The sequence below is a fragment of the Nonomuraea sp. 10N515B genome, from assembly GCF_052245915.1.
Lineage (GTDB): Bacteria > Actinomycetota > Actinomycetes > Streptosporangiales > Streptosporangiaceae > Nonomuraea.
In genome coordinates this window covers 83,091-103,752 of sequence record NZ_JBQQBQ010000032.1, presented here as the reverse complement: position 1 = coordinate 103,752, position 20,662 = coordinate 83,091, and the positions used below count along the sequence as shown (strand labels likewise).

Below are 20,662 nucleotides of genomic sequence, written 5' to 3'. Positions count from 1 at the left end.
CGGTAAATGCGTGGCCCCCGCGCGCTCGGCGGGGCTAGGTTCCGTGCCATGGCGGACATCCAGGGCACATGTGAGGCCCGGTTCCACGAGGTGCGCGAGATGCTGGCCGCCTCCCTGGACGGCGGCGACGACGTGGGCGCCTCGGCGGCGGTCTACGTGGACGGCGAGCCGGTCGTCGACCTCTGGGGCGGCTACGCCGACGCCGGTCGCACCGTCCCATGGCAGCGTGACACCATCACCAACGTCTGGTCCACCACCAAGACCATGACCGCGTTGTGCGCGCTGATCCTCGCCGACCGCGGCGAGCTCGACCTGACCGCCCCGGTGGCCGCGTACTGGCCCGAATTCGCCGCCGCGGGCAAAGAGCGCGTGCAGGTCCGGCACGTCCTCTCCCACACCGCGGGCCTGCCGGGCTTCGATGCGGGGACGACGGTCGAGGACCTCTACGACTGGGAGAAGACCACGGCACGGCTGGCCGCTCAGCCGCCGCTCTGGGAGCCGGGCACCGAGAGCGGCTACCACGCGGTCACGCAGGGATACCTCATCGGAGAGGTGGTCCGCCGTATCACCGGGCGCACGCTGGGCACGTTCCTGGCCGAGGAGGTGGCCGGACCGCTGGGCGCCGACTTCCACATCGGCCTGCCCCCGGAGGACGACCACCGCGTCGCCCCGGTCATCCCGCCCGCGGACCCGCCCGGCGCCGCCCGCCCTGACACACCGCCCGGCCCCGAGATCCGGGCCGCGGACGCGAACACCGCCGCCTGGCGGCGCGCCGAGATCCCGGCGGTCAACGGACATGGCAACGCCCGCTCGGTCGCCGCCATCCAGTCCGTCCTGGCCTGCGCGGGCACCGTCAACGGCGTGCGCCTGTCGTCCCCGTCCGGCTGCGAGCGCGCCTTGGAGGCGCAGCACTACGGCGTGGACCGGTATCTGGGCGCCCGCATGCGCTACGGCATGGGCTACGGCATCTACGGCGGCCAACGGGCCTGCTTCTGGGGCGGATGGGGCGGCTCTCTGGTCTTCATCGACTTCGACGCCCGGATGACGGTGGCCTACGTGATGAACCATATGGTCGACCAGGGCGGCCTCGGCGACGAACGCGGCTTGGGCATCGTCCTGGCCGCCTACGGCGGCCTCGCCGCGGCTAACTGACCACGTCCTTGCGGCGGAAACGGCGGAAGGCCACGGCGATGAGGATGGCCGCGTACGTGATCGACACCGAAGCCCCCTTGGCCATGCCGCTCCAGTCCAGCTCCGGCGCCAGGGCGTCGACCCAGGCGGTGTTCCAGAACGTGGGCAGGAACTCGCGCAGCGCTCCCAGCGCCTCGACCGCCTGCAGGATGTTGCAGACGATCCAGAGCCCGACCGCCCCGCCGACCGCGCCCAGCGGGGAGTCGGTGACGGTCGAGATGAAGAACGCCAGCGCGGCCACCACGAGCTGGCTGACCAGCGCGTACCCGATCACGATGCCGAAGCGTGGCAGCACGTCGAACGCCGGAATCGTCTCACCCGTGCCGGGCACCTGGATGTCGTTCCACCCGAACGCCAGCGTGCCCGCCAGCAGCGCCATCAGCGGCAGGCAGATCACGGACGCCGCCGAGTAGCCCAGCGCCACGATCAGCTTCTGCCGCAGCAGCCGGTCCCGGGGGATCGGGGCGGCCAGCAGATAGCGCAGCGACGACCAGTTGGCCTCGCTGGCCACGGTGTCGCCGCAGAACAGGGCGACCGCCACCACCAGCAGGAAGCTGGCCGACACTGACAGGGCGAACGCGGAGAAGTTGAGTCCGCTCTCGGTCGCCAGGTCGGAGATGCGCAGCGCTGCCTGCTGCTGCCCGCTGGACTGCGGCCCGAACTGGAACGCGATCACCAGGATCCACGGCAGCGCCAGCAGCAGGCCGAACATGACCATCGTCCGCCGCCGCTTGAACTGCCTGATGATCTCCACCCGCAGCGGCAGCGTGCGGCGGGGCGCGTAGCCCGGCGCGGCGGTCATGACTTGTCTCCAATGAGGTCGAGGAACACGTCTTCCAGCCGCGGCCCGTGCCCGTTGCCGGTGGCGGCAGAGGTGAGTAGCCGCGACACGGGCCCGCTGGAGACCAGCCGGCCCCGGTGCATGACGACGACGTGGCTGCAGGTCTGCTCCACCTCGGCGAGCATGTGACTGGAGACGATCACGGTACGGCCGTCCCGCGCGTAGCGCTTGAGCACCTCGCGCATCTCCCTGATCTGGGGTGGGTCGAGACCGTTCGTGGGCTCGTCGAGCACGAGCAGGTCCGGCAGGCCGAGCATGGCCTGCGCGATGGCCAGCCGCTGCCGCATGCCCTGGGAGTAGGTGCGTACGGCACGTTCCAGCGCCTTGCCCAGGCCCGCGATCTCCAGCGCCTCGTCGAAATGGGCGTCGGCGGCCGGGCGGCCGGTGGCGGCCCAGTAGAGCTCGATGTTGTCCCGCCCCGACAGGTGCGGCAGGAACCCGGGGCCCTCGACGAACGACCCGAGCCTGGAGAGCACCGGCGCCCCCGGCGTCACCCGGTCGCCGAAGATCCGGACCTCACCGTCGTCCGGCCGGATGAGGCCCATCATCATCCGCATCGTGGTCGTCTTGCCTGCGCCGTTCGGCCCGAGCAGGCCCAGCACCTGGCCCTTCTCGACCCGGAACGACAGGCCGTCCACGGCCAGCTCCCCGTTCCTGTACGCCTTCGTCAGCCCGCTGATCTCCAGCGGCACCGGCTCGCCGCCCGGTTCGGCCGGGCCGTCGTCGGCGCTTCGGCCGGTGACGGCGGCGGGCACGGCCCTGCGGCGCACCCCGGCGCCCGCCGGCGCGAGGGTCGAGGCGCGGCCGGTCGCCAGCAACGCGGCGGCGATCACCACGGCGGCCAGCGGCATCGCCCACACCCACCACGCGACCCCGGACGGCGGGGCGGCGAGCGTGCGCACCGTGGGCACGGCGAGGGCGGGGGAGGCCAGCGACACCTGGTAGGCGGCGGGCTCGGCAGGAGTGGCGAACCCCATGTCCGTGGTGGTCACCACCAGGCGGAGCCGGTGGCCGACGGCGAAGCGGTGGTCCACGGCGGGCAGGGTGATCGTGGCCTCCACGCTGCCCGCGCCCTCCGGGATCGTCACGCGGATCGGCGCCACCAGCCCGGCGGGCAACGTCGGTGGCTGAGTGGCGGTGTCGGCCACGTCGTACAGCTTCGCGAACAGCGTCGCCTCGCCCTTGCCCGACACTTTGATCTTGGCTGTGGTGGTGCCGGTGAGCTGGAGCGGGGCCGTGAGGGGCCGCGAGTCGAAGGCGGCGCTCTGGCCGGGCATGTCGATCGAGATGCCGGCGGTGTTCTGGCCGCCCAGCAGGCCGCCGATGCCCGGCACCGTCGAGATCGAGGCCGGGGCGCCGCCGGGCGGGTTGACGATGCTCTGCTCGGGGCCGCTCAGCTCCACCGTCGTGGTGTCGGTGCCGGCGAGGCCGGGGTAGGAGGCGGCTTCCGGGTGCAGCCGGATGCGCTGGCGGGTGCCGGGGTCGCGCCCGCCGTCGCGCGTCACCGTGAACGCGCTGACCGGTGGCGCCGTCTGAGCCGAGCCGTCACCCTTCAGATAGCGGGCGAACCAGGCCGAGGACTGCTCGAAGAGCCAGTCGGCCTCGCCGTTGCCGCCGTCGTGCCCGCCGTCGAACCACGCCAGGCTGACCGGGGTGCCGGCGGCGGCGATCGCCTTGGCGTTGGCGTCGGCGTGGCTGAGCGGGAACAACGAGTCGCGCTGGCCCTGCAGGAGCAGCGTCGGCGCCTTGATCTGGCCGGCCACGGTGATCGGGCTCGACTTGCGCAGCAGGGCGACGGCCTCCGGTGTGGCCTTACCGTCCTTGGCGACCTGCTGGTAAATGTCGCAGATCGCAGGCAGGAACCTGCCGCAGCGCGCCTGCTGGGGCGTCAGCGGCCCGGCCGCCTGCCGCTGCCCCTGCAGCGCGAAGCTCTCCAGCGAGACGCCCTGGCCGAAGAAGATGCCCGCCCACATGCGCTTGAACACGCCGCTCTCCGGCTGCCCCAGGCCGTTCGCCGTGGCACCGGCCGGGCTCGGGGCGGAGGCCGCGCCGGAGGTGTCCTGGTCTGTGGCGGCGGGGGGCTGGACGGCTGCGTTGGGGAAGAGGGCGTCGGCCAGGTCGGACCAGGTGATCTGCGGCACGATCGCGTCGACCCGCTGGTCGTGGGCCGCCGTCATCAGGGCGATGGAGCCGCCGTACGAGCCGCCCACGATGCCCACGCGCGGGTCGCCCGAGGCGTCCAGCAGGACCTCCGGACGCTTGGCGAGCCAGTCGATCAGCTGCTTGACGTCCTTGACCTCGTAGTCGGGGGAGTTGAGCGCGATCTCGCCGGTCGAGCGGCCGAATCCGCGCGCCGACCAGGTCAGCACCGCGTAGCCGTCCTGGGCGACCCGCATCGCCTGCTGCCTGACGCTCTGCTTGCTTCCGCCGAAACCGTGGCCGATCAGCACGGCAGGCGCCTTCCCGCCCCCTGACGGCGGGAAGAACGTCGTATCGAGCTCCACCCGTTGGTCGTCGGCGGGTCCGTCGACGACGGTTATCTTCTGGTCCTGGGCCCGCACCTCAGGAGCCGACGGCCACACCAGCCACGTCGTCACCCCGATGAGGGCGAGTGCCGCTACCAGCGCGGCCACACGCTTCATGACGAGGAGCTTACTTACGGCACCTGAGAGATCCCTGAGACGGGGCTCGCCGCCCTCGGGCCGCGCCGCCTGTGGATGACCCATGGGCGCTTGCCTGAGAGCTACGGAAAGGTCAATATCGTACGCGGAGGACGCGATCTTGGCGTATGCCCGACGAGGTAAGGAGCTCAAGTGACGGTCCAGCCCGCAGTGGAGGCGTTCCTGCCGTCCACCTACGCGAAAGCCGTGCCGTACGACTTGTTAGCCCACCTGAGGCGGGAGGCCCCCGTCTGCTGGATCCCCGAGCCCGCCATCGGCCCATGGCGTGAGGGTCCGGGTTACTGGGCCGTCTTCAAGCACGCCGACGTCAAGCAGGTCCTGCGGAGCACGGAAGACTTCTCCTCCCACCTCGGCGCCACCCAGCTCCGCGACTTCGACACCCCCGCTGACCTGGCCTTCGTTCAGAACATGATGGTCAACATGGACGCGCCCGGCCATGCCAGGCTGCGCAAGATCGTGGCGGCGGCCTTCACGCCGCGCGCCGTGCGGGCGCTGGAGCGGGCGATCGCCGAACGCGCGGCGGCGCTGTTCGCGGAGGGCGAGTGCGACTTCGTGGAGGTGACCGCCGATCTGCCCGTGTGGACGCTGGCCCACGTCATGGGCTTCCCGGAGCAGGACAGGCGACTGCTGTACGACTGGGCGTCGCGGGTCATCGGCTACCAGGACGCCGACCACGCGGACCTTTCGACAGCCGAAGCGGAGTCCCTCACCCCGATGGGCCGCCGCGCCGTCGCGCTGCGTCCCCGGCTCGAGCCTGGGACGAATCCGCGTTCCAAGGCGGCGCTGGCCGACGTGTTCGCCTATGCGCACGACCTCGCCGAGGCTCCCGTCGACGACGAGTCCCTCATGGCCGCCATGATGAAGGGCGGGCTGACCGTAGAGGAATTCGAGAACATGTTCTCCCTCTTCGCCGTCGCGGGCAACGAGACCGTCCGCAACGGCATCCCCGGCGGCCTCCTCACGCTTCTCCAGCACCCGGCCGAGCTGGCCCGCCTGCGCGACGACCCCTCCCTGCTCGACTCCGCCATCGAGGAGATGCTCCGCTTCTGGCCGCCGGTCATGCACTTCCGCCGCACGGCCACGCGCGACCTCACCCTCGGCGGCCGCGACATCCGCGCGGGTGACAAGGTGGTCGTCTACCACATCTCCGCGAACCGCGACCCGTCCGTCTTCCCCGATCCCGACCGCTTCGACATCGCCCGCACCCCGAACGACCACGTCAGCTTCGGCTTCGGCCCGCACTTCTGCATCGGCGCCCACCTGGCCCGCGCCCAGATGCGCTCGATCTTCAGGGAACTGCTCGCTTGGGATGTCGAGCTCGCGGGCAGCCCGCAAAGGCTCACGTCGAACTTCCAGAACGGCCTCAAGCACCTCCCCGTACGCCTCACCAGGCGCCCCTCACCGAGCCGCCCATAGAACCTGCCGGCCGAAAAGCGAATGCGGCACGATCAAGCCCGCCCCTAGGCTCGTGCGTCATGGACTACTTGACGACGAACCGGGCCAACTGGAACGCACGCGTCCCGATCCACGTCGCCAGTGACTTCTACGACGTCGAGGGCTTCAAGGCGAGCGGCCGGAGCGTCCTGAGGCCGTTCGAGGTCGCGGAGGTGGGCGACGTGTCCGGCCGCCGCCTGGCGCACCTGCAGTGCCACCTCGGCCTGGACACGCTCTCCTGGGCCAGGCTCGGCGCCGAGGTGACCGGGCTCGACTTCTCGTCCGACGCCATCCACCACGCAAGGCGGATCGCGGCCGAGGGCGGCATCCGGGCGAGGTTCGTCACCGCCGACGTGTACGACGCGGCCGAGGCGCTCGGCGAGACCTACGACATCGTCTACACCGGCATCGGCGCCCTGGTGTGGCTGCCCGACCTCACCCGGTGGGCCGAAACGGTCGCCGCCCTGCTCAACCCGGACGGGTTCCTCTATCTCGCCGAATTCCATCCATTCGCCGACATTCTTGACGACGAGACCGGCACCAAAGTCACCCACGACTACTTCGCCAGCGGCCCGCACGTCTGGGACGAGCCGTACACCTACACCGGTGGCGAACTGAGCGAGCACCGGACCTCCGTGCAGTTCCAGCACGGCCTCGGCGAGGTCGTCAGCGCGGTGGCGGCGGCCGGCCTGCGCGTGGAGTTCGTGCATGAGCACGACCACACGCTCTTCCGCCGCTACGCCACGCTGTCGAACGACGGCACCGGCTACCGCCTGCCGGAAGGCGCTCCCAAGATCCCGCTGATGTACTCGTTGCGCGCCGCCGCCCCTGCCTGACGCGGTCCTTGCGATCCCGCCCCGGCGATGACCGTAAGATTCCTTCCCGTGAAGTCTCCAGCATCGTTCAAGAAGGCCGCAGAGTGGGCCTTGCCCTACTGGACCCGAGGCCAGGCGGGGCGCGAGACGCCGCAGGATCTGTTCAGGGTGCTCTACTTCGGCTGGCTGGCGGCGTTCACGCTCAAGGTGCTCGGCTCGGCCTGGGACGTCTCGTGGCACTTCAAGTGGCTGCGTGACGACCTCGCCCCGCCGCACCTGCTCAACTCCGCCGGCACGGCCCTCGCCCTCGCGCTGACGATCGTCCACGGCTACACCGGCTACGGCGTGGACAAGGTGGCGCTCAGGACGATCCAGTGGGGCACCGGGATCTTCCTCGTCGCGGTCCCCCTCGACCTGATCAACCACCGCGTCAACGGGCTCGACATCACCTCGTGGAGCCCGTCGCACATCATGCTGTATCTTGGAACGTTCTTCATGATCGCCGGCGTGATCCGCGGCTGGTTCATGGGAGCCCCTCCGGGCAGGGAACGCACGGTCGTGCTGGGGGCGTTCTTCGCCTTCTTCCTGGAAAACGTGCACTTCCCCGAGCAGCATCAGGAATACGGCATCCTGTCGATCGGCGCCTGGGACAACAAGGCCGTCTACGCCGAGCCGATCCTGCTCCAGTTCGCCGCCGACCAGATGGGGCGGCCGGTGGACCGGACGATGATGACCGGGTTCGCCCTGCCCGTGCCGGACTTCCTCTACCCGGTCTTCGCGGTGGTGGCCGGCCTGTCGGTGCTGGTGGTGGCGCGGTTACTCATCGGCAGATTCGGCGCGGCCACCCTCGTCGCCGCCGGCTACGTGGGCTTCAGGACGCTGATCTGGCCGCTCCTGACCTTCACCGGGTTCCCGCCGTCGGCGGTGCCGTTCTTCCTGGTCGTGGCCGGTCTCCTGGTGGACCTCGCCTTCCTGGTACGGGTGCCGGTGGCGCGCGCCGTGCTGGGGACCGCCGGCGCGACCGCGGCCGCGTACGGCGCACTGGCGGCGCAGAGCGCGATCATGGGCCCGGTGTACGGCGCCATCAAGGGCCAGGACGGGCTGCTGGGCGCACCTCCCCTGGCCACGTCGTCCGCCGTCTGGGCCGGGCTCGGCCTGCTCGCCGCCTGGCTGGCGGTCGAGTGGATCGCCGGGAGACGCGGCCGTCAGGCGATGGAGGCCCGCGTGATCGCCACCGCCACCCCGTAAGCCAGGCCCATCACCGACACCTCGGCCGCCGCCCACCCCACCAGGGCGGTGGCCCTGCCGTGGCGTACGGCAGGCAGCAGCCGGAAGCGGATGTGCGCGGCCAGTGGCACCAGCGACGCCATGAGCAGCGTCTTGACCACGACCAGCACCCCGTACGGGCTGGTCACGATCGCGCCGGGCAACGTGACGCCCGGCGTCAGCGCCATCGTGCCCAGCCCGGTGATCAAACCCGACAGACCGACCAGGAGCAGGCACACCGTCGCCATCCTGGAGAACTTCGGCAGCACCGCGGCCAGGAGCTCCTTGTGCGGCGCCACGAACACGGCCGTCGCCACCAGCCCGCCCGTCCACGCCGCCGCACCCATCACGTGGATCTCCATCGAGACCATGAGGGGGTCGTGCCAGACCGAGTTCACGGCGTGTCCGGTGACCGGTATGGGCAGCAGCCCGAACAACGCCACGATCACCCGCAGCTCGGCCGGCACCTTCTCGCCGAACCGCACCGCCATGAGCCCGATGCCGGCCGCCGCCAGGGCACAGGCCGCGCTGAACAGCAGCCCCTGACCTGTGCCGACATCGCCGACATATGCGGCGATCATCCCGAACGTCGGCACGCCGCCCGGATTGAGCTCGGCCGTCTGGAACACGATCGTGAGCAGTGCGCAGATCGCCCACGCCCAGGCGGCCATCACAGCCAGCGGCCGCACCCTGAGCAGCACCGGCTCCGTGCGCTCCGGGTCATCGAAGCCGAGCAGCTTGGGCAGCAGACTCAATCCGACCACCGCCACGGCGGCCACGTCGAGCAGGACCCGGACGATCGGCAGCCCGAAGGACACGATGGGACCTGGCAGCGGAATGCCGGGCACCGCCTCCTGACCCGTGAACGAGCTCGCCGCCACGGCTGCGACGACCGCGCACACCCCGAACCCGCCGGCAACCAGCCGCCCGCCGGCGTCTCGCCGGGGGAGCGGCGGAGCGCTGACCGTCACGACCGCGCCCCTTCGTCCCCGGGCACGTGCACGACCTCGCTGCCAGACGCCTCGGCCGCCGGCCGCTGCTCGGCAGCCGGTTCGGCCGTCGTCGCACCGCGAGCGCTCACCGGGCCGGTGGGGGCTGAGGGGGCGCGGCGGAGGGCCACGGCCGTGCCTGCGGCCAGCACCAGCAGCGCGCCCACGATCCACACCACGGCCATCCCCGCCCCGCCGTTCGCCGCCGCCTCGGCGGCGTCCGCGCTGGAGCCTGGGGCGCTCTCCTGGGCGGCGGCTCCGGGCGCGGCGGCGGCGCTGGAGGCCTGGGCCGGCTGACCGGCGGCGTCCGGGCTGGTGCTCTGGGCCGGCTGACCGGCGGACTCCGCGGCCAGGTTGAAGGTGATCTTCCCGGTCACCGGATGCCCGTCGGCCGACAGGATCCGATAGCCCACCACGTACGGCCCTCCGGCCGGCAACGGCTTGACCTTCACCGACACCCGCTCGGCGGCGACCACGGCCGCCCCGTCGGCCCACGCGGACCCATCCGCCCCCGTCACGCCGACCTGCGCGTACCCCTGCCGCACCGCCTGGTCGAACACCAGCGTCACCCGCTCGGGCGAGGCCGTCAGCGTGGCCCCGTCCTTGGGATCGCTGCCGATCAGCACGTTGTGCGCCTGCGCCGCCGGCGGGAGGACCCCCACCGCGGCGCAAGCGAGCAGCAGGACCGTAAGTAGCCGCCTCAAGAGCTTGAAGCCTTCCGTCGAACTTCAGAACCGAACGCGTCAAGGACATCGGACATGTCCCGAACCCGTATATGGTGCCATCCATGCCGGACCTGTTCGGCGGCGCGGCGCCGTACTACGCCAGATACCGGGCCGACTACGGCGAGGAGGCCATCAAGCACCTCGCCACCACGTTCGGCCGGGACAGCAGCGTGCTGGACCTCGGCTGCGGTCCAGGAACGGTGGCGATCCCGCTGGCCCGCCACGTCCGCGAGGTCACCGCCGTCGACCCGGACGAGGAGATGCTGGCGGAGGGCAGGCGCCTGGCCGCGGACGCGCCCAACATCCGCTGGCTGCGCGGCGACTCGACGATGCTGCGCGAGTTTCCGCCGTTCGACCACGTCGTCATGGGCAGGTCGTTCCATTGGATGGACCGCCGCACGGTGCTGGCCGAACTGGACGAGCTGCTCCCGCCGGACGGCGTCGTGGCGCTCGTCGGCCCGACCCGCGACCCTGGCGAGGAGCCGTGGGAGCCCGTGATGCGGCGGGTACGCGAGGAGTTCGGCCTGGGCGCGATGACGGCCACGAACTCGCACCAGGCGACCGGCGAGCACCACGATGACGTGCTGGCGACCTCACCCTTCCCGGACCTGCGCTCGACCGTGTACGAACGCCGCCTCGTCTACGATCTGGACGCCGTGATCGGCCTGCAGCTGTCCTACTCCTACAGCGCCCCCGCCCGCCTCGGCGACCGGCTGGAGGCGTTCACCGACGCGGCGAGGGAGGCGCTGCTGGCGAGCACCCCCTCAGGCAGGTGGGAGTACGTGACGGAGACAGAGGTTCTCACCGCCAGGCGCGCCCCCGCCTGAGGCCGGTCAGCGCGGGTCCGCCCAGATGCCCATGGCCCGCCAGATCCGCCGGGTGACGGCGTTGACCAGCCCGAGCTCGGCGCACAGCTCCCGCGTCTTGCCGACCGAGTCGCGGATCTCGTCCTTGGCGGCCGCATTGCGCAGGTAGACCTCGGACACCACGTTCGAGGGGATCCTGAAGTGCCTGATCATCGCCATCGGAGGCGACAGCATGATGCGGGCCATCACCCCGAGGACGATCGGCGCGGCGATGCCGAGCATGAGACGCCGAGAGGCGGGCATCCGGGGCACCCGGTTACGCAGGTAGTGCCGGGCGAACGAGATGTGCCTGGCCTCCTCCGCGATGTGGATGCGCATGATCGTCTCTTCGAGCGGGTGGTGCGCCCGCCCGTCCTTCAGGACCTTGCGCTGCACGTGGTCGATCGGGTCCTCGCCGCCGAGCACGAACACGAAGAACAGCTCGGTCGAGATCAGCGGGATCCATGGCGCAACCTGGGCGACCGCCGACAGCGGCCCGGGCATGCCGCGGATCGGCAGACCGGTACGGTTCACGAACTCCTGGAACATCATCCCGTGATGTCCCTCTTCGATGGTCTCGTGGTAGACGTACCGGAACTCCGGCGACCCGTTCGGCAGCCGGTAAGCGTAGTTGAGCAGGCCGCGCTTGAGCAGGTTTTCGAACTGCAGCCCGACCTTCATGGCGGTGGCCACCCGCCACAGTCCGATCGCGGCGCGCACCTCGGGGGGACGGCTGCGATACCAGGGATGGCCGCCCAGCTTGTCCACGCCGGGCAGCTCCCACCGCGGGTCGGCGGGGTCCACCAGGAACTCCGGGTCGTCCCACGGGATGTCCCGGTACGGCTCCCAGTGTTTGTCGACCGACGCCTTCGAGAGGCGTTCGATGACCGCTTCGTAGGCGCTGCGGCTCGCAACCCGCTCGTCGCGCTCCCGCGCGGTGGTAGAGCTCGGTGCAGGTGTCATCACGCGCACTCCTCTCCTCGCCAAGTAATTGTACGAAGTGTCCAATAACTCGGGAAGAGTGGTGTCACAGCTTTTCCGGCGACACCCCCAGCTCGTTCGCCGCGGACTCGCGGATGAGCACGTTGACCCGGCGCCGCGACAGCGCCTTGGGGTGCACGTGGGTCTGAATCGCGAACCCGTCGATGAGCGCGAAGATCCGCCACGCCGTCCCGTCGGGGTCCGCGCAGTCGAACTCGCCGCGCTCGACCCCGGCCTCGATGATCGCGCGCAGCAGCAGGCGGCCCCGCGTGTCGATGCGCCGCGAGATCTCCTCCAGTTCCGGGCTGCGCATCGCCTCCGCCCACGCGTCGATCCACAGTCGCCAGCCCTCCGAGGGGATGGCGGGGGAGCAGAGCCTGAGCAGGGAGACCAGCCGTTCGAGCGGGGTGCCCGTGGAGTGTTCGACGTCGTCGAGCGCGTTCATGTGAAGGCGGGCCGCGTACGTGAAGGCCTGCGCGAACAGCCGTTCCTTGTTCTCGAAATGATAGAAAAGCAAGGCCTGACTGACGCCGGCGGCCCTGGCGATGTCGATGGTCCTGGTATGACCGAACCCCTGCTCCGCGATCACCTCGCAGGCCGTCTTGAGAAGATCCTCACGCCTTAATCGGCTGAAACCTGATGTCACTGTGAGTAACTCTTGCGTCTGATCATTGCTTTTGTGGGACAAACCGGGCGTCGAGCGCCTCTGTTGCGGCTGGTCCGCTCCTCCTTCTGGTCTTCATGGTGATCATGGTAGTGACACCATCGAAAACCTTTCATTACCCGCTCTGGGGCCCCGTCAGTCCTTTCCGGTCGGCATTCGCAGCACGAATCGGGCGTCGCGGTTGCGTGCGGCGTCCAGCCGGGTGAAGCAGACAGAACACTGCTCTATGCGTGTTGTGGTCGTCTGATTAGAGTAAGTGGACACTGATACCAAGGAGGCGACGTGGACCTTGCTGAGTATCGGCGCGCCGCCAGGGCCTGGCTCCAGGACAACACCCCGACGGACGAATCCGCTGAAGGGGACGGCATCGCGCGGGCCAAGCACTTCATGGCCAAGCTCTACGACGCCGGTTATTCGGGCATCACCTGGCCGAAACGCTGGGGCGGCCAGGGGCTGACGCAGGCGGAGGAGCGGGCGTTCGCCGTCGAGGCACGCGACTTCACCCTCCCCACGTACGTCTTCTCGATCGGCCTCGGCATGACCGGCCCGACGCTGGTGGACCGGGGCACCGACGCGCAACGCGAGCGTTTCCTCAGGCCGCTGCTGCGCGGCGAGGAGATCTGGTGCCAGCTGTTCTCCGAACCGGGCGCGGGCAGCGACGTGGCCAGCCTGCAGACCAGGGCGGTCCGCGACGGAGACCAGTGGGTCGTCAACGGCCAGAAGGTGTGGACCTCCGTCGCCCACCACGCCGACTGGGGTCTGCTGCTCGCCCGCACCGACGTGGACGTGCCCAAGCACAAGGGGCTCACCATGTTCGTGGTGGACATGCACCACCCGGGCGTGACGGTCAGGCCGCTCAAGGACATGTCGGGCAGAGCCAATTTCAATGAAGTCTTCTTCGACAACGTCACGATCCCGGATGAAAATCGCGTGGGCGAAGTTGACGACGGCTGGAGCGTGGCCGTCACGACCCTGTTGCACGAGCGGCTGTCGATCTCGGCCGGCGTCGGCATGGGCGGGCAGAAGGACAACCCGGCCTCGCTCGAAGCGCTGCGCCAGGCCGTGGACACCAGCGATCCGCTGGTCCGCGACCAGCTCGTCGAGCTGCACATCCGCAGCCGCGCGCTCGCGCTGTTCAACCAGCGCCTGGCCCAGGAGACCGAGGCAGGGCTCTTCCCCGGCGCCCGCGGCAGCGCGGCCAAGCTGCTGCTGGCCGAGCTGACGCTGTTCCAGGCCGACCTCGCCACGCAACTGGTCGGGCCCGAGTCGGTGCTGGCCGATCATCCGCTCGCCCAGGCGATCTCTCTTGCTCCGGGCCTGGCCCTGGGCGGCGGCACCAACGAGATCATGCGCAACATCGTGGGTGACCGGGTGCTCGGCCTGCCGCCCGAGCCCCGCGTGGACAAGACCGTGCCGTTCAAGGACCTGAAGGTGGGGACGCAGGCGTGAAGCTCACACTCAGCCACGAGCAGCAGCAGCTGCGCGAGTCCGTGCGGTCCTTCCTGCGCGCGGCCTCGCCGCTGCCCAAGGTCCGCCAGGGTTATGATCCGCAGGTGTACGCCCGGCTCAACGGCGAGCTCGGCCTGTCGGGCCTGATCGTTCCCGAGGAATACGGCGGCGCCGGCGCGGGCCTGACCGAGCTGGCCGTCGCGCTGGAGGAGACCGGCGCGGCCCTGCTCCCCGGACCGTTCCTCGCCACGACGTTCGCGGCGATCGCCCTGACCAGGGTGCCCGACAAGGAGTTGCTGACCGGCATCGCCGAGGGCCGGATCGCGGCCACACTCTCCGGTGAAGAGATCGCCTACGACGGCGTTGCCGTGCGCGGGAGGCTGACTCAGGTCCTCAGCGGCATGGAGGCCGACGTGCTGGTGGCGCCCGCGCGAAGTGCCGACGGCACCGTGATGGTCGCCGTGGACCTGGCCGGGCCCGGCGTCACCAGGACCGACCTGGAGACGCTCGACATCACGCGCGGCCAGGCCGAGGTGGTCATGGACGGCGCGCCGTGCCGGGTGCTGGGGCCGCCGCCGGAGACCGGTATCGGCGACCGCCTGTGCGTGGCGCTGGCGGCCGAGCAGCTCGGTGTGATGCGGGCGGCGCTGGACGCCATCGTCGCGTACGCCAAGATCCGCTTGGCCTTCGGCCGCTATATCGGCTCTTATCAGGGCGTCAAGCACAAGCTCGCCGACATGCACTGCAAGCTCGAACAGGCCGAGTCCATCGTCAGGTACGCGGCCTGGGCAGCCGACGAGTCACCTGCCGAGCTGCCCGGTGCCGCCGCGCTCGCCCAGGCGTACGTTGGCCGCGCGTGCTTCGAGGTGGCCCGCGACCACCTGCTGCTGCACGGCGGCATCGGCTTCACCTGGGAGCACGACGCGCACCTGTTCTACAAACGGGCCAAGGCCGACGAAGTGCTGATGGGCCCGCCCCGAATCCACCGCGCCCGTCTGGCCGAGCTGCTGGAGGTGCTGTGATGGATCCGCAGCGGAGCGAGGACATCCATCACAGCTCTCCGAGCGGAGCTCGGCGATCAGACGCTGACGAGACTCCGGGCTTCTATGCCATCGCCGCCGCCGACCCCGACCGCCTCGCCCTGATCGACACCGACGGCACGCACACCACGTACGGGCAGCTGCTCGCCCGGGTCAACCAGGTCTCGCACGGCCTCAGGGCCCGCGGGCTCGGCACCGGCGACGTGGTGGCGGGAGTGCTGCCCAACGGGATCGACGCGGTGGTCATGCTGATGGCGACCGGGCAGATCGGCCTCTACTACGTGCCGATCAACTGGCACCTGACCCCGTCCGAGGTGGCGTACATCCTTCAGGACTGCGGGGCCAAGGTCGTCGTGACCGAGGAGACCGGCACGGCGGAGCTGGCCGAGGGGCAGCCCGAGGACGCCCCGGCGGACCGCACCTCCGGGGCGGTCATGTGGTACACCTCGGGCACCACCGGCTTCCCCAAGGGCGTGCAGCGGCCGCTGCCCGGCGCCCCGCCGGAGGCGATCGTGCCGCTGTACACGTGGTTCCTCGGCGAGGTCGTGGACCTCAAGCCGGGGGAGGAGGTCCACCTGGTGACCTCGCCGATGTACCACTCCTCGCCGTGCGCGCACACCCAGTTCGCGCTGCACTTCGGGCACACCGTGGTGATCGCGCCGCGGTTCGACCCGGTGACCATCCTTGAGCTCATCGAACGGCACCGGGTGTCCAACGCGATGATGGTGCCGACCATGTTCCACCGCATGCTGCAGCTTCCGGAGGACGTCCGGAGCAAGTACGACGTGTCCAGCCTGCGCCAGGTGATCCACACCGCCGCCGCCTGCCCGGTCGCGGTCAAGCAGCGGATCATGGACTGGTGGGGGCCGGTGCTCTACGAGTACTACGGCTCGACCGAGTCGACGATCGCGTTCGCCGTCAAGCCCCAGGAGTGGCTGGCCAGGCCGGGCACCGTGGGGCGGCCCGCGCCCACGTTCGAGGTCAGGATCCTCGACGAGTCGGGCGAGGAGCTCCCACCCGGTGAGCCCGGCATGATCTACGTCAAGTCCAGCCTGGGCACGTTCGAATACCGCAAGGACCCGGAGAAGACGGCCGCCAGCATGCGCGGGGAGTGGTACGCCCCAGGCGACATCGGCTACCTGGACGCGGACGGCTACCTGTTCCTGTGCGACCGGCGCACGGACCTGATCGTCTCCGGCGGGGTGAACATCTACCCCGCCGAGATCGAGGCGGCCCTGCTCGAGCACCCCGCGGTGGCCGACGTGGCCGTCATCGGGGTGCCCGACGAGGAGTGGGGCCACAACGTGGTCGCGCTCGTGCAGCCCGCCGAAGGCGTCGAGCCGGGGCCCGAGCTCACCGCCGAGCTGCTGGAGCACTGCGGGCCCCGCATCGCCAGGTTCAAGCACCCGAAGGTGGTCGAATACCGCCCGCGGCTGCCGCGCACGCCCACCGGCAAGCTGTCCCGCTCGAAGGTGCGTGCCGACTACCTCGCGGAGAACACCGGCCGCTCGCCGTCGCCCGGATAGGAGCGGGTCGACAGGCCTTACCGGCCGCTGACCGCCCGCCTGTAGCGCTCCGACAGCCGCAGCACGTGCTCGGCCAGCTCCGGCGGGTCGAGCACCTCGAAGTCCACGCCGATGAACCCGATCCACACGGCCATGCCGTTCAGGTCGTCACCGCCCAGCTTGAGCAGGCAGGACGAGTCGTCGACCGGCTCCACCTCCAGCCCGAGCGGCAGCGCGGTGAGCTGGTCGGCCGGGGCGTGCACCAGCACGGTGCCGCGGTAACGCCACATGGCCGTGTTGACGCCTTTCTCCACGTACGCCGCCACGTCGCCGTTCTCCGGCAGCTCGCGGGGGATGAACCGGGGCCCGCCCGGCGTGCGAAGGAACACCCGGTCCACCCGGAACGTCCGCCAGTCCCGCCGCTCGACGTCGTATCCCACGAGATACCAGCGGCCGCGCCGGTGCACCAGACGGTAGGGGTCGACGTTGCGCATGGTGGTCTCGCCGTCGTGGCCCGTGTAGTCGAAACGCAGCCGCTCGTGGTCGCGGGCCGCGTTCGCGATCGTGGTCAGCACCTCCGGGTGCACCGACGGGCCGCTGCGGGCGATCTGCACGGTGTAGGTGTTGAGCGCGTTGACCCGGCGGCGCAGCCGGTTCGGCAGCACCTGCTCCAGCTTGGCGAGTGCGCGGAGCGAGGTCTCCTCGATGCCCTCGACGCCGCCGCCCGCAGCCCTGCCGAGCCCGACCGCGACCGCCACGGCCTCCTCGTCGTCGAGCAGCAGTGGCGGCAGCGCGGCCCCCGCGCCCAGCCGGTAGCCGCCCGCGACGCCCGGCGTGGCGTGCACGGGGTATCCCAGCGAGCGCAGCCGCTCGATGTCGTTGCGGATCGTCCTGGTCGAGACCCCGAGCTTGGCCGACAACGCGGGGCCGGACCACTCGCGGTGCGCTTGGAGGAGGGAGAGCAGTTTGAGCAGGCGGGCCGAGGTTTCCAGCATGGCACCCAGTCTGCCTGCTCATGCGGAAAGATTCCTTCCGCATTCGTAGAGCTCGTCAGCTCAGGTCGTGGGCCGTCTGGTGGCGTGGCTCGTACAGCCCGAGCCGCCCGCCTCCGGGCAGCGTGATCGCCGTGAGCAGTCCCCACCCCTGGTCGCTGACCGGATCGGCGAACTCCACCCCCTTGGCCCGGAGCTCCTCCATCGTGCGCTTCAGGTCGTCGCACATCAGATAGAGCTCATGGGTCTCGGCCGTGTCCGTGGGATGCACGGCGACCTCGGCGGGCGGCAGCTTGAAGATCAGCCAGCCGCCGCCCGCGTCGACGTTCGGATAGCCGAGCACGTCGCGGAGGAACGTGCGATCGGCATCCGCGTCCCGGCTGTACATGATCAGATGCGCTCCATTGATCATCTGACCACAATACGCTCGCGGGTCAGCGAACCGTCACGACCCGCCGAACAACCGCTGCGCCTGCTGGATGCCGACGATCACGGTCAGCGTGCCGAAGAAGGCCACCGACCAGATCAGCGCCCCCAGCCGGAACGAGCGCACCTTGATGGCGTCGGGCAGCGCCCGCCGGTTGAGGATGATCAGCAGGATCGAGTACACGAACATCATCACGGCCGCGAAGGACGCCGAGAAGACCAGCAGGATCAGCGGCTGGTCGAAGCCCAGCAGCAGGATCCCGATGCCGATCAGCACCATCGCCCAGACGGTGTAGAAGTAGATCGTGTTCACGGACGCCGGCTTGTCGCGCAGGTAGACCGTCTTGATCGTGTCGGAGGCCAGCCGCGAGGTGTAGTCGACGATGCCCATGGCCGAGGCGAACAGGGCCAGCGCCCCGATCAGCCAGAACAGCACCCCGAACCAGGGACCGACGAGGCTCTGCAGCGCCTCGCCCTCGACCTTCAGGAAGCCGATGCTGTTGGCCAGCCCTTCCTTGCCGAAGACGGTGGAGTAGGCCAGCATCGACATGAGCGCGATCGTCACGAACGACACCATCGCGAAGGTCCACGCCTGCTCGACGTTCGCGAAGCGCCACCACTGCCGCCACCGCGCCAGGTTCTCCTTGGTGGGCGCGAACTGGAACCCGGTGGACGCGGCCGCTTCCTCCTGCCCGGTCACGGGGCTGACCAGGCGCGGCACGTACGCGCCCATGCCGAAGCCCTTGTCACGGATCCAGTTGCTCTGGCACAGGTTCTGGCCGCCGCCCGCGCCGGCGTAGGCGATGGCGCCCATCAGCAGCGCGAAGTCCAGCGGCGGCACCGGGAACCTGGCCCCGACGGTGAGCCCCTTGCCGAGCTCGACCCAGCTGTCGGCGTTGATCGCGAAAATGATCGCGACCACGATCAGCGTCGCGACCAGTCCGATCTTCACGAAGATCACCCGTTCCAGCGCCGTGTAGATCACCGGCGCCAGTGTCAGTCCGAGCGCGATCACGATGAGCATGCCGATGGCGATCCACCGGACGCTGCTCGCGTTGGAGCCGGTCAGGTAGGTCACCATGGTCGCCGAGCTGGTCACCCATCCCGGCCACAGGTTGGAGGCGAGTGTCATCAGCACGAAGACGAGTCCCCAGTGCCGCCACATCCGGCTGAAACCGGTCAGCGCGGTCTCGCCGGTGGCCAGCGTGTAGCGCTCGATCTCCATGTTGAGGAACCACTGGGTGATGATGCCGATCGCGGCTCCCCAGACGAAGATGAGCCCGACCTGGGAGGCGATGTAAGGCCAGAGGATGAATTCGCCCGACGCCAGCCCCACCCCGGCGCCCACCAGACCGGGGCCGATGATGCGCCACTTCGAGGAGGGCGGGTCGGGCAGGTCGCGAAGGGTGACGGGGGGCAGGACACGCGCAGGAACAGTGGGGGTGAACTCCGCCATGCGGATCTCCTTGTTCGACTTACCTATCCGTCACATTACAGAGACCCGAAACACTGGTGGAATAGCTAGTTAACCACCACTATGTACTGTCCGCGGTCCGTGAATCCCACCACGCGTCCACCCCCGCCCATCAGGCCGCCGAGCACGGTTCGCACTGCCGTCCGCCATTCCCTCGCGGCCGCCGGATTCGCCCGCCGCAATGCCTCGATGTCGTGTGGCGTCCCCACCAGAACCACGTCCCCCTGCACCCCTCTCACGACGGGCCACTCACCCTCGCAGTCCAGCAGGACGGGCAGGGTCTCGACCTGGAGGTCACCCGGGCCATGATCGTCCTGGGCCACCTGCCACACTGCGAGCAGCCGGTCGGAGGCGTCACCCTCGTTGATCGCATCCGCCATCGCCCCGTAGAAGTCCTCCAGGTACGTCTTCGGCATGGCGCCCAGCTTGACGAGGTTGAACCTGGCGTTTCTCCGTACGAGCGGGTCGAACGTCCATGTGATCTTCTTCAGCCCGTGCTCCAGGCACCAGTCCCGCTGGTGCAGCTTCAACGCGTAGCCGATGCCCCGGCCCATGAGGGCGCCGGTCACGTGCGAGTGCAACGCCTGCCCGGCGGCCAGGAACCCGACGGACGCGCCGGCGAGCGTGCTCCCGTCGAAGGCGCCGGCCACGTAGTTGCCCGTGTGCGCGAACCCGATCATCAGGTCCACGGGGGCGGGTGCGTTGTGCGGATCCGGATGCCAGATCTGGTCGAAGAGCCGGTAGGCCTCGCGGAACTCGTCGATCTCCCGCAACTCCCTGACGACCACGCCGGCCTTGGCCGCCGCTTCCTCGCTGCTCTGCCTGCTCATGCCCCCATTGTGACCGTGTCGCCGCGAGAAGATGGCCATCCACGCTCAGTCGTGGTCCAATTACCCTCTGTAGTATCCTGTTGACCAGGGAGGTCTCATGAACGTCAGGCTCACTGCCGCCCGCAGGGCGGCCGCGTTCGGGATCTGCGTCGCCGCGATCCTGACCACGCCGTTCGGCGCGCTGCCCGCCGGCGCCGCCGTCGCGGGCGCGAAGCTGCGCATCACCGTCACTCCCGACGCCGGCGGCGGCGCCTACGCGGTGCGGCTCATGTGTGACCCCGACCGAGGGGGTCACCCGCGTCCGGCGGCGGTGTGTGACGCGTTGCGCGCGGTCGACGGGCGCATCGAGGCCCTGGACCTCAATCCCGGCGCCTGCCCGATGGTCCATCTCCCGGTCGAGGTGGAGGTGGCCGGGGACTGGCGCGGCCGGCCGATCGCGTATCGCAAGGTGTTCTCCAACACCTGTGTGATGAACAGGTCGCTCAGCCCGCTCGTCTAGCCGCGTTCGCGTCCC

General features: G+C 70.0%; 19 protein-coding genes. 9 read left to right on the top strand and 10 right to left on the bottom strand.

Going from position 1 to position 20,662, the window contains the following annotated elements; genetic code table 11:
- Positions 1 to 48 precede the first annotated feature (48 nt).
- On the top strand, positions 49 to 1,152 hold the full coding sequence (locus ACTWQA_RS36365; protein ID WP_443163499.1) for a serine hydrolase domain-containing protein: 1,104 nt from the start codon (positions 49 to 51) through the stop codon (positions 1,150 to 1,152).
- On the opposite strand, the gene ACTWQA_RS36360 is transcribed toward ACTWQA_RS36365, so the two are convergent.
- Together ACTWQA_RS36360 and ACTWQA_RS36355 are read right to left on the bottom strand one after the other, a co-directional pair.
- Positions 1,145 to 1,993, bottom strand: coding sequence for an ABC transporter permease (locus ACTWQA_RS36360; protein WP_443163498.1), 849 nt, complete (start codon positions 1,991 to 1,993; stop codon positions 1,145 to 1,147). The genes ACTWQA_RS36365 and ACTWQA_RS36360 overlap by 8 nt on opposite strands.
- A complete protein-coding gene (locus tag ACTWQA_RS36355) occupies positions 1,990 to 4,674 on the bottom strand; it encodes an alpha/beta fold hydrolase (protein WP_443163497.1) in 2,685 nt (894 codons plus the stop codon). Before ACTWQA_RS36355 ends, ACTWQA_RS36360 begins: the two co-directional genes overlap by 4 nt.
- 171 nt (positions 4,675 to 4,845) lie before the next feature.
- On the opposite strand from ACTWQA_RS36355, the gene ACTWQA_RS36350 reads away from it, so the two are divergent.
- Genes ACTWQA_RS36350 through ACTWQA_RS36340 form a run of 3 tightly spaced genes read left to right on the top strand, consistent with a single transcriptional unit; the run spans position 4,846 to position 8,210 of the window.
- Positions 4,846 to 6,129, top strand: a complete 1,284-nt coding sequence (locus tag ACTWQA_RS36350) for a cytochrome P450 (protein WP_443163496.1) — start codon at positions 4,846 to 4,848, stop codon at positions 6,127 to 6,129.
- Between the two features lie 59 nt (positions 6,130 to 6,188).
- Positions 6,189 to 6,983, top strand: a complete 795-nt coding sequence (locus tag ACTWQA_RS36345; RefSeq protein WP_443163495.1) for a class I SAM-dependent methyltransferase — start codon at positions 6,189 to 6,191, stop codon at positions 6,981 to 6,983.
- Between the two features lie 48 nt (positions 6,984 to 7,031).
- Positions 7,032 to 8,210, top strand: a complete 1,179-nt coding sequence (locus ACTWQA_RS36340; RefSeq protein ID WP_443163494.1) for a hypothetical protein — start codon at positions 7,032 to 7,034, stop codon at positions 8,208 to 8,210.
- Here ACTWQA_RS36340 and ACTWQA_RS36335 read toward each other — a convergent pair.
- Positions 8,168 to 9,199, bottom strand: coding sequence for a copper resistance D family protein (locus ACTWQA_RS36335; RefSeq protein WP_443163493.1), 1,032 nt, complete (start codon positions 9,197 to 9,199; stop codon positions 8,168 to 8,170). The genes ACTWQA_RS36340 and ACTWQA_RS36335 overlap by 43 nt on opposite strands.
- Positions 9,196 to 9,921, bottom strand: coding sequence for a copper resistance CopC family protein (locus ACTWQA_RS36330; RefSeq protein WP_443163492.1), 726 nt, complete (start codon positions 9,919 to 9,921; stop codon positions 9,196 to 9,198). The genes ACTWQA_RS36335 and ACTWQA_RS36330 overlap by 4 nt, the downstream gene beginning before the upstream one ends.
- Before the next feature lie 83 nt (positions 9,922 to 10,004).
- Between ACTWQA_RS36330 and ACTWQA_RS36325 the strand changes: the two genes are divergently transcribed.
- The gene (locus tag ACTWQA_RS36325; RefSeq protein ID WP_443163491.1) at positions 10,005 to 10,769 is read left to right on the top strand and encodes a class I SAM-dependent methyltransferase; all 765 of its coding nucleotides are present in this window, start codon (positions 10,005 to 10,007) and stop codon (positions 10,767 to 10,769) included.
- Positions 10,770 to 10,775: 6 nt separating this feature from the next.
- Here ACTWQA_RS36325 and ACTWQA_RS36320 read toward each other — a convergent pair whose 3' ends face one another.
- Entirely contained in the window at positions 10,776 to 11,750 is a 975-nt protein-coding gene (locus tag ACTWQA_RS36320; protein WP_443163490.1) for an AurF N-oxygenase family protein, read from the bottom strand.
- A 64-nt stretch (positions 11,751 to 11,814) separates the two neighbouring features.
- Positions 11,815 to 12,414 carry a TetR/AcrR family transcriptional regulator gene (locus ACTWQA_RS36315; protein WP_443163489.1) on the bottom strand — a complete coding sequence of 200 codons (600 nt, stop codon included), beginning with the start codon at positions 12,412 to 12,414 and terminating at the stop codon, positions 11,815 to 11,817.
- 300 nt (positions 12,415 to 12,714) lie between these two features.
- Between ACTWQA_RS36315 and ACTWQA_RS36310 the strand changes: the two genes are divergently transcribed.
- From ACTWQA_RS36310 to ACTWQA_RS36300, 3 genes are read left to right on the top strand one after another with little or no spacing between them, the layout of a single operon-like run.
- The gene (locus tag ACTWQA_RS36310) at positions 12,715 to 13,881 is read left to right on the top strand and encodes an acyl-CoA dehydrogenase family protein (protein ID WP_443163488.1); all 1,167 of its coding nucleotides are present in this window, start codon (positions 12,715 to 12,717) and stop codon (positions 13,879 to 13,881) included.
- Positions 13,878 to 14,903: an acyl-CoA dehydrogenase family protein gene (locus tag ACTWQA_RS36305; RefSeq protein WP_443163487.1), complete on the top strand. Its 1,026-nt coding sequence runs from the start codon at positions 13,878 to 13,880 to the stop codon at positions 14,901 to 14,903. Before ACTWQA_RS36310 ends, ACTWQA_RS36305 begins: the two co-directional genes overlap by 4 nt.
- On the top strand, positions 14,903 to 16,447 hold the full coding sequence (locus tag ACTWQA_RS36300; protein WP_443163486.1) for an AMP-binding protein: 1,545 nt from the start codon (positions 14,903 to 14,905) through the stop codon (positions 16,445 to 16,447). Before ACTWQA_RS36305 ends, ACTWQA_RS36300 begins: the two co-directional genes overlap by 1 nt.
- A 17-nt stretch (positions 16,448 to 16,464) precedes the next feature.
- Here the strand turns inward: ACTWQA_RS36300 and ACTWQA_RS36295 are convergent, their stop codons facing one another.
- The 4 genes from ACTWQA_RS36295 to ACTWQA_RS36280 form a co-directional block, all read right to left on the bottom strand.
- A complete protein-coding gene (locus ACTWQA_RS36295) occupies positions 16,465 to 17,421 on the bottom strand; it encodes a helix-turn-helix transcriptional regulator (protein WP_443163485.1) in 957 nt (318 codons plus the stop codon).
- A gap of 55 nt (positions 17,422 to 17,476) precedes the next feature.
- Positions 17,477 to 17,830 carry a VOC family protein gene (locus ACTWQA_RS36290; protein ID WP_443163484.1) on the bottom strand — a complete coding sequence of 118 codons (354 nt, stop codon included), beginning with the start codon at positions 17,828 to 17,830 and terminating at the stop codon, positions 17,477 to 17,479.
- Between the two features lie 33 nt (positions 17,831 to 17,863).
- Positions 17,864 to 19,300, bottom strand: coding sequence for an Nramp family divalent metal transporter (locus ACTWQA_RS36285; RefSeq protein ID WP_443163483.1), 1,437 nt, complete (start codon positions 19,298 to 19,300; stop codon positions 17,864 to 17,866).
- 65 nt (positions 19,301 to 19,365) lie between these two features.
- Entirely contained in the window at positions 19,366 to 20,148 is a 783-nt protein-coding gene (locus ACTWQA_RS36280) for a GNAT family N-acetyltransferase (RefSeq protein ID WP_443163482.1), read from the bottom strand.
- Positions 20,149 to 20,245: 97 nt separating this feature from the next.
- Here ACTWQA_RS36280 and ACTWQA_RS36275 point away from each other — a divergent pair, with 97 nt between their 5' ends.
- Positions 20,246 to 20,647, top strand: coding sequence for an SSI family serine proteinase inhibitor (locus tag ACTWQA_RS36275; RefSeq protein WP_443163481.1), 402 nt, complete (start codon positions 20,246 to 20,248; stop codon positions 20,645 to 20,647).
- Positions 20,648 to 20,662: the final 15 nt, after the last annotated feature.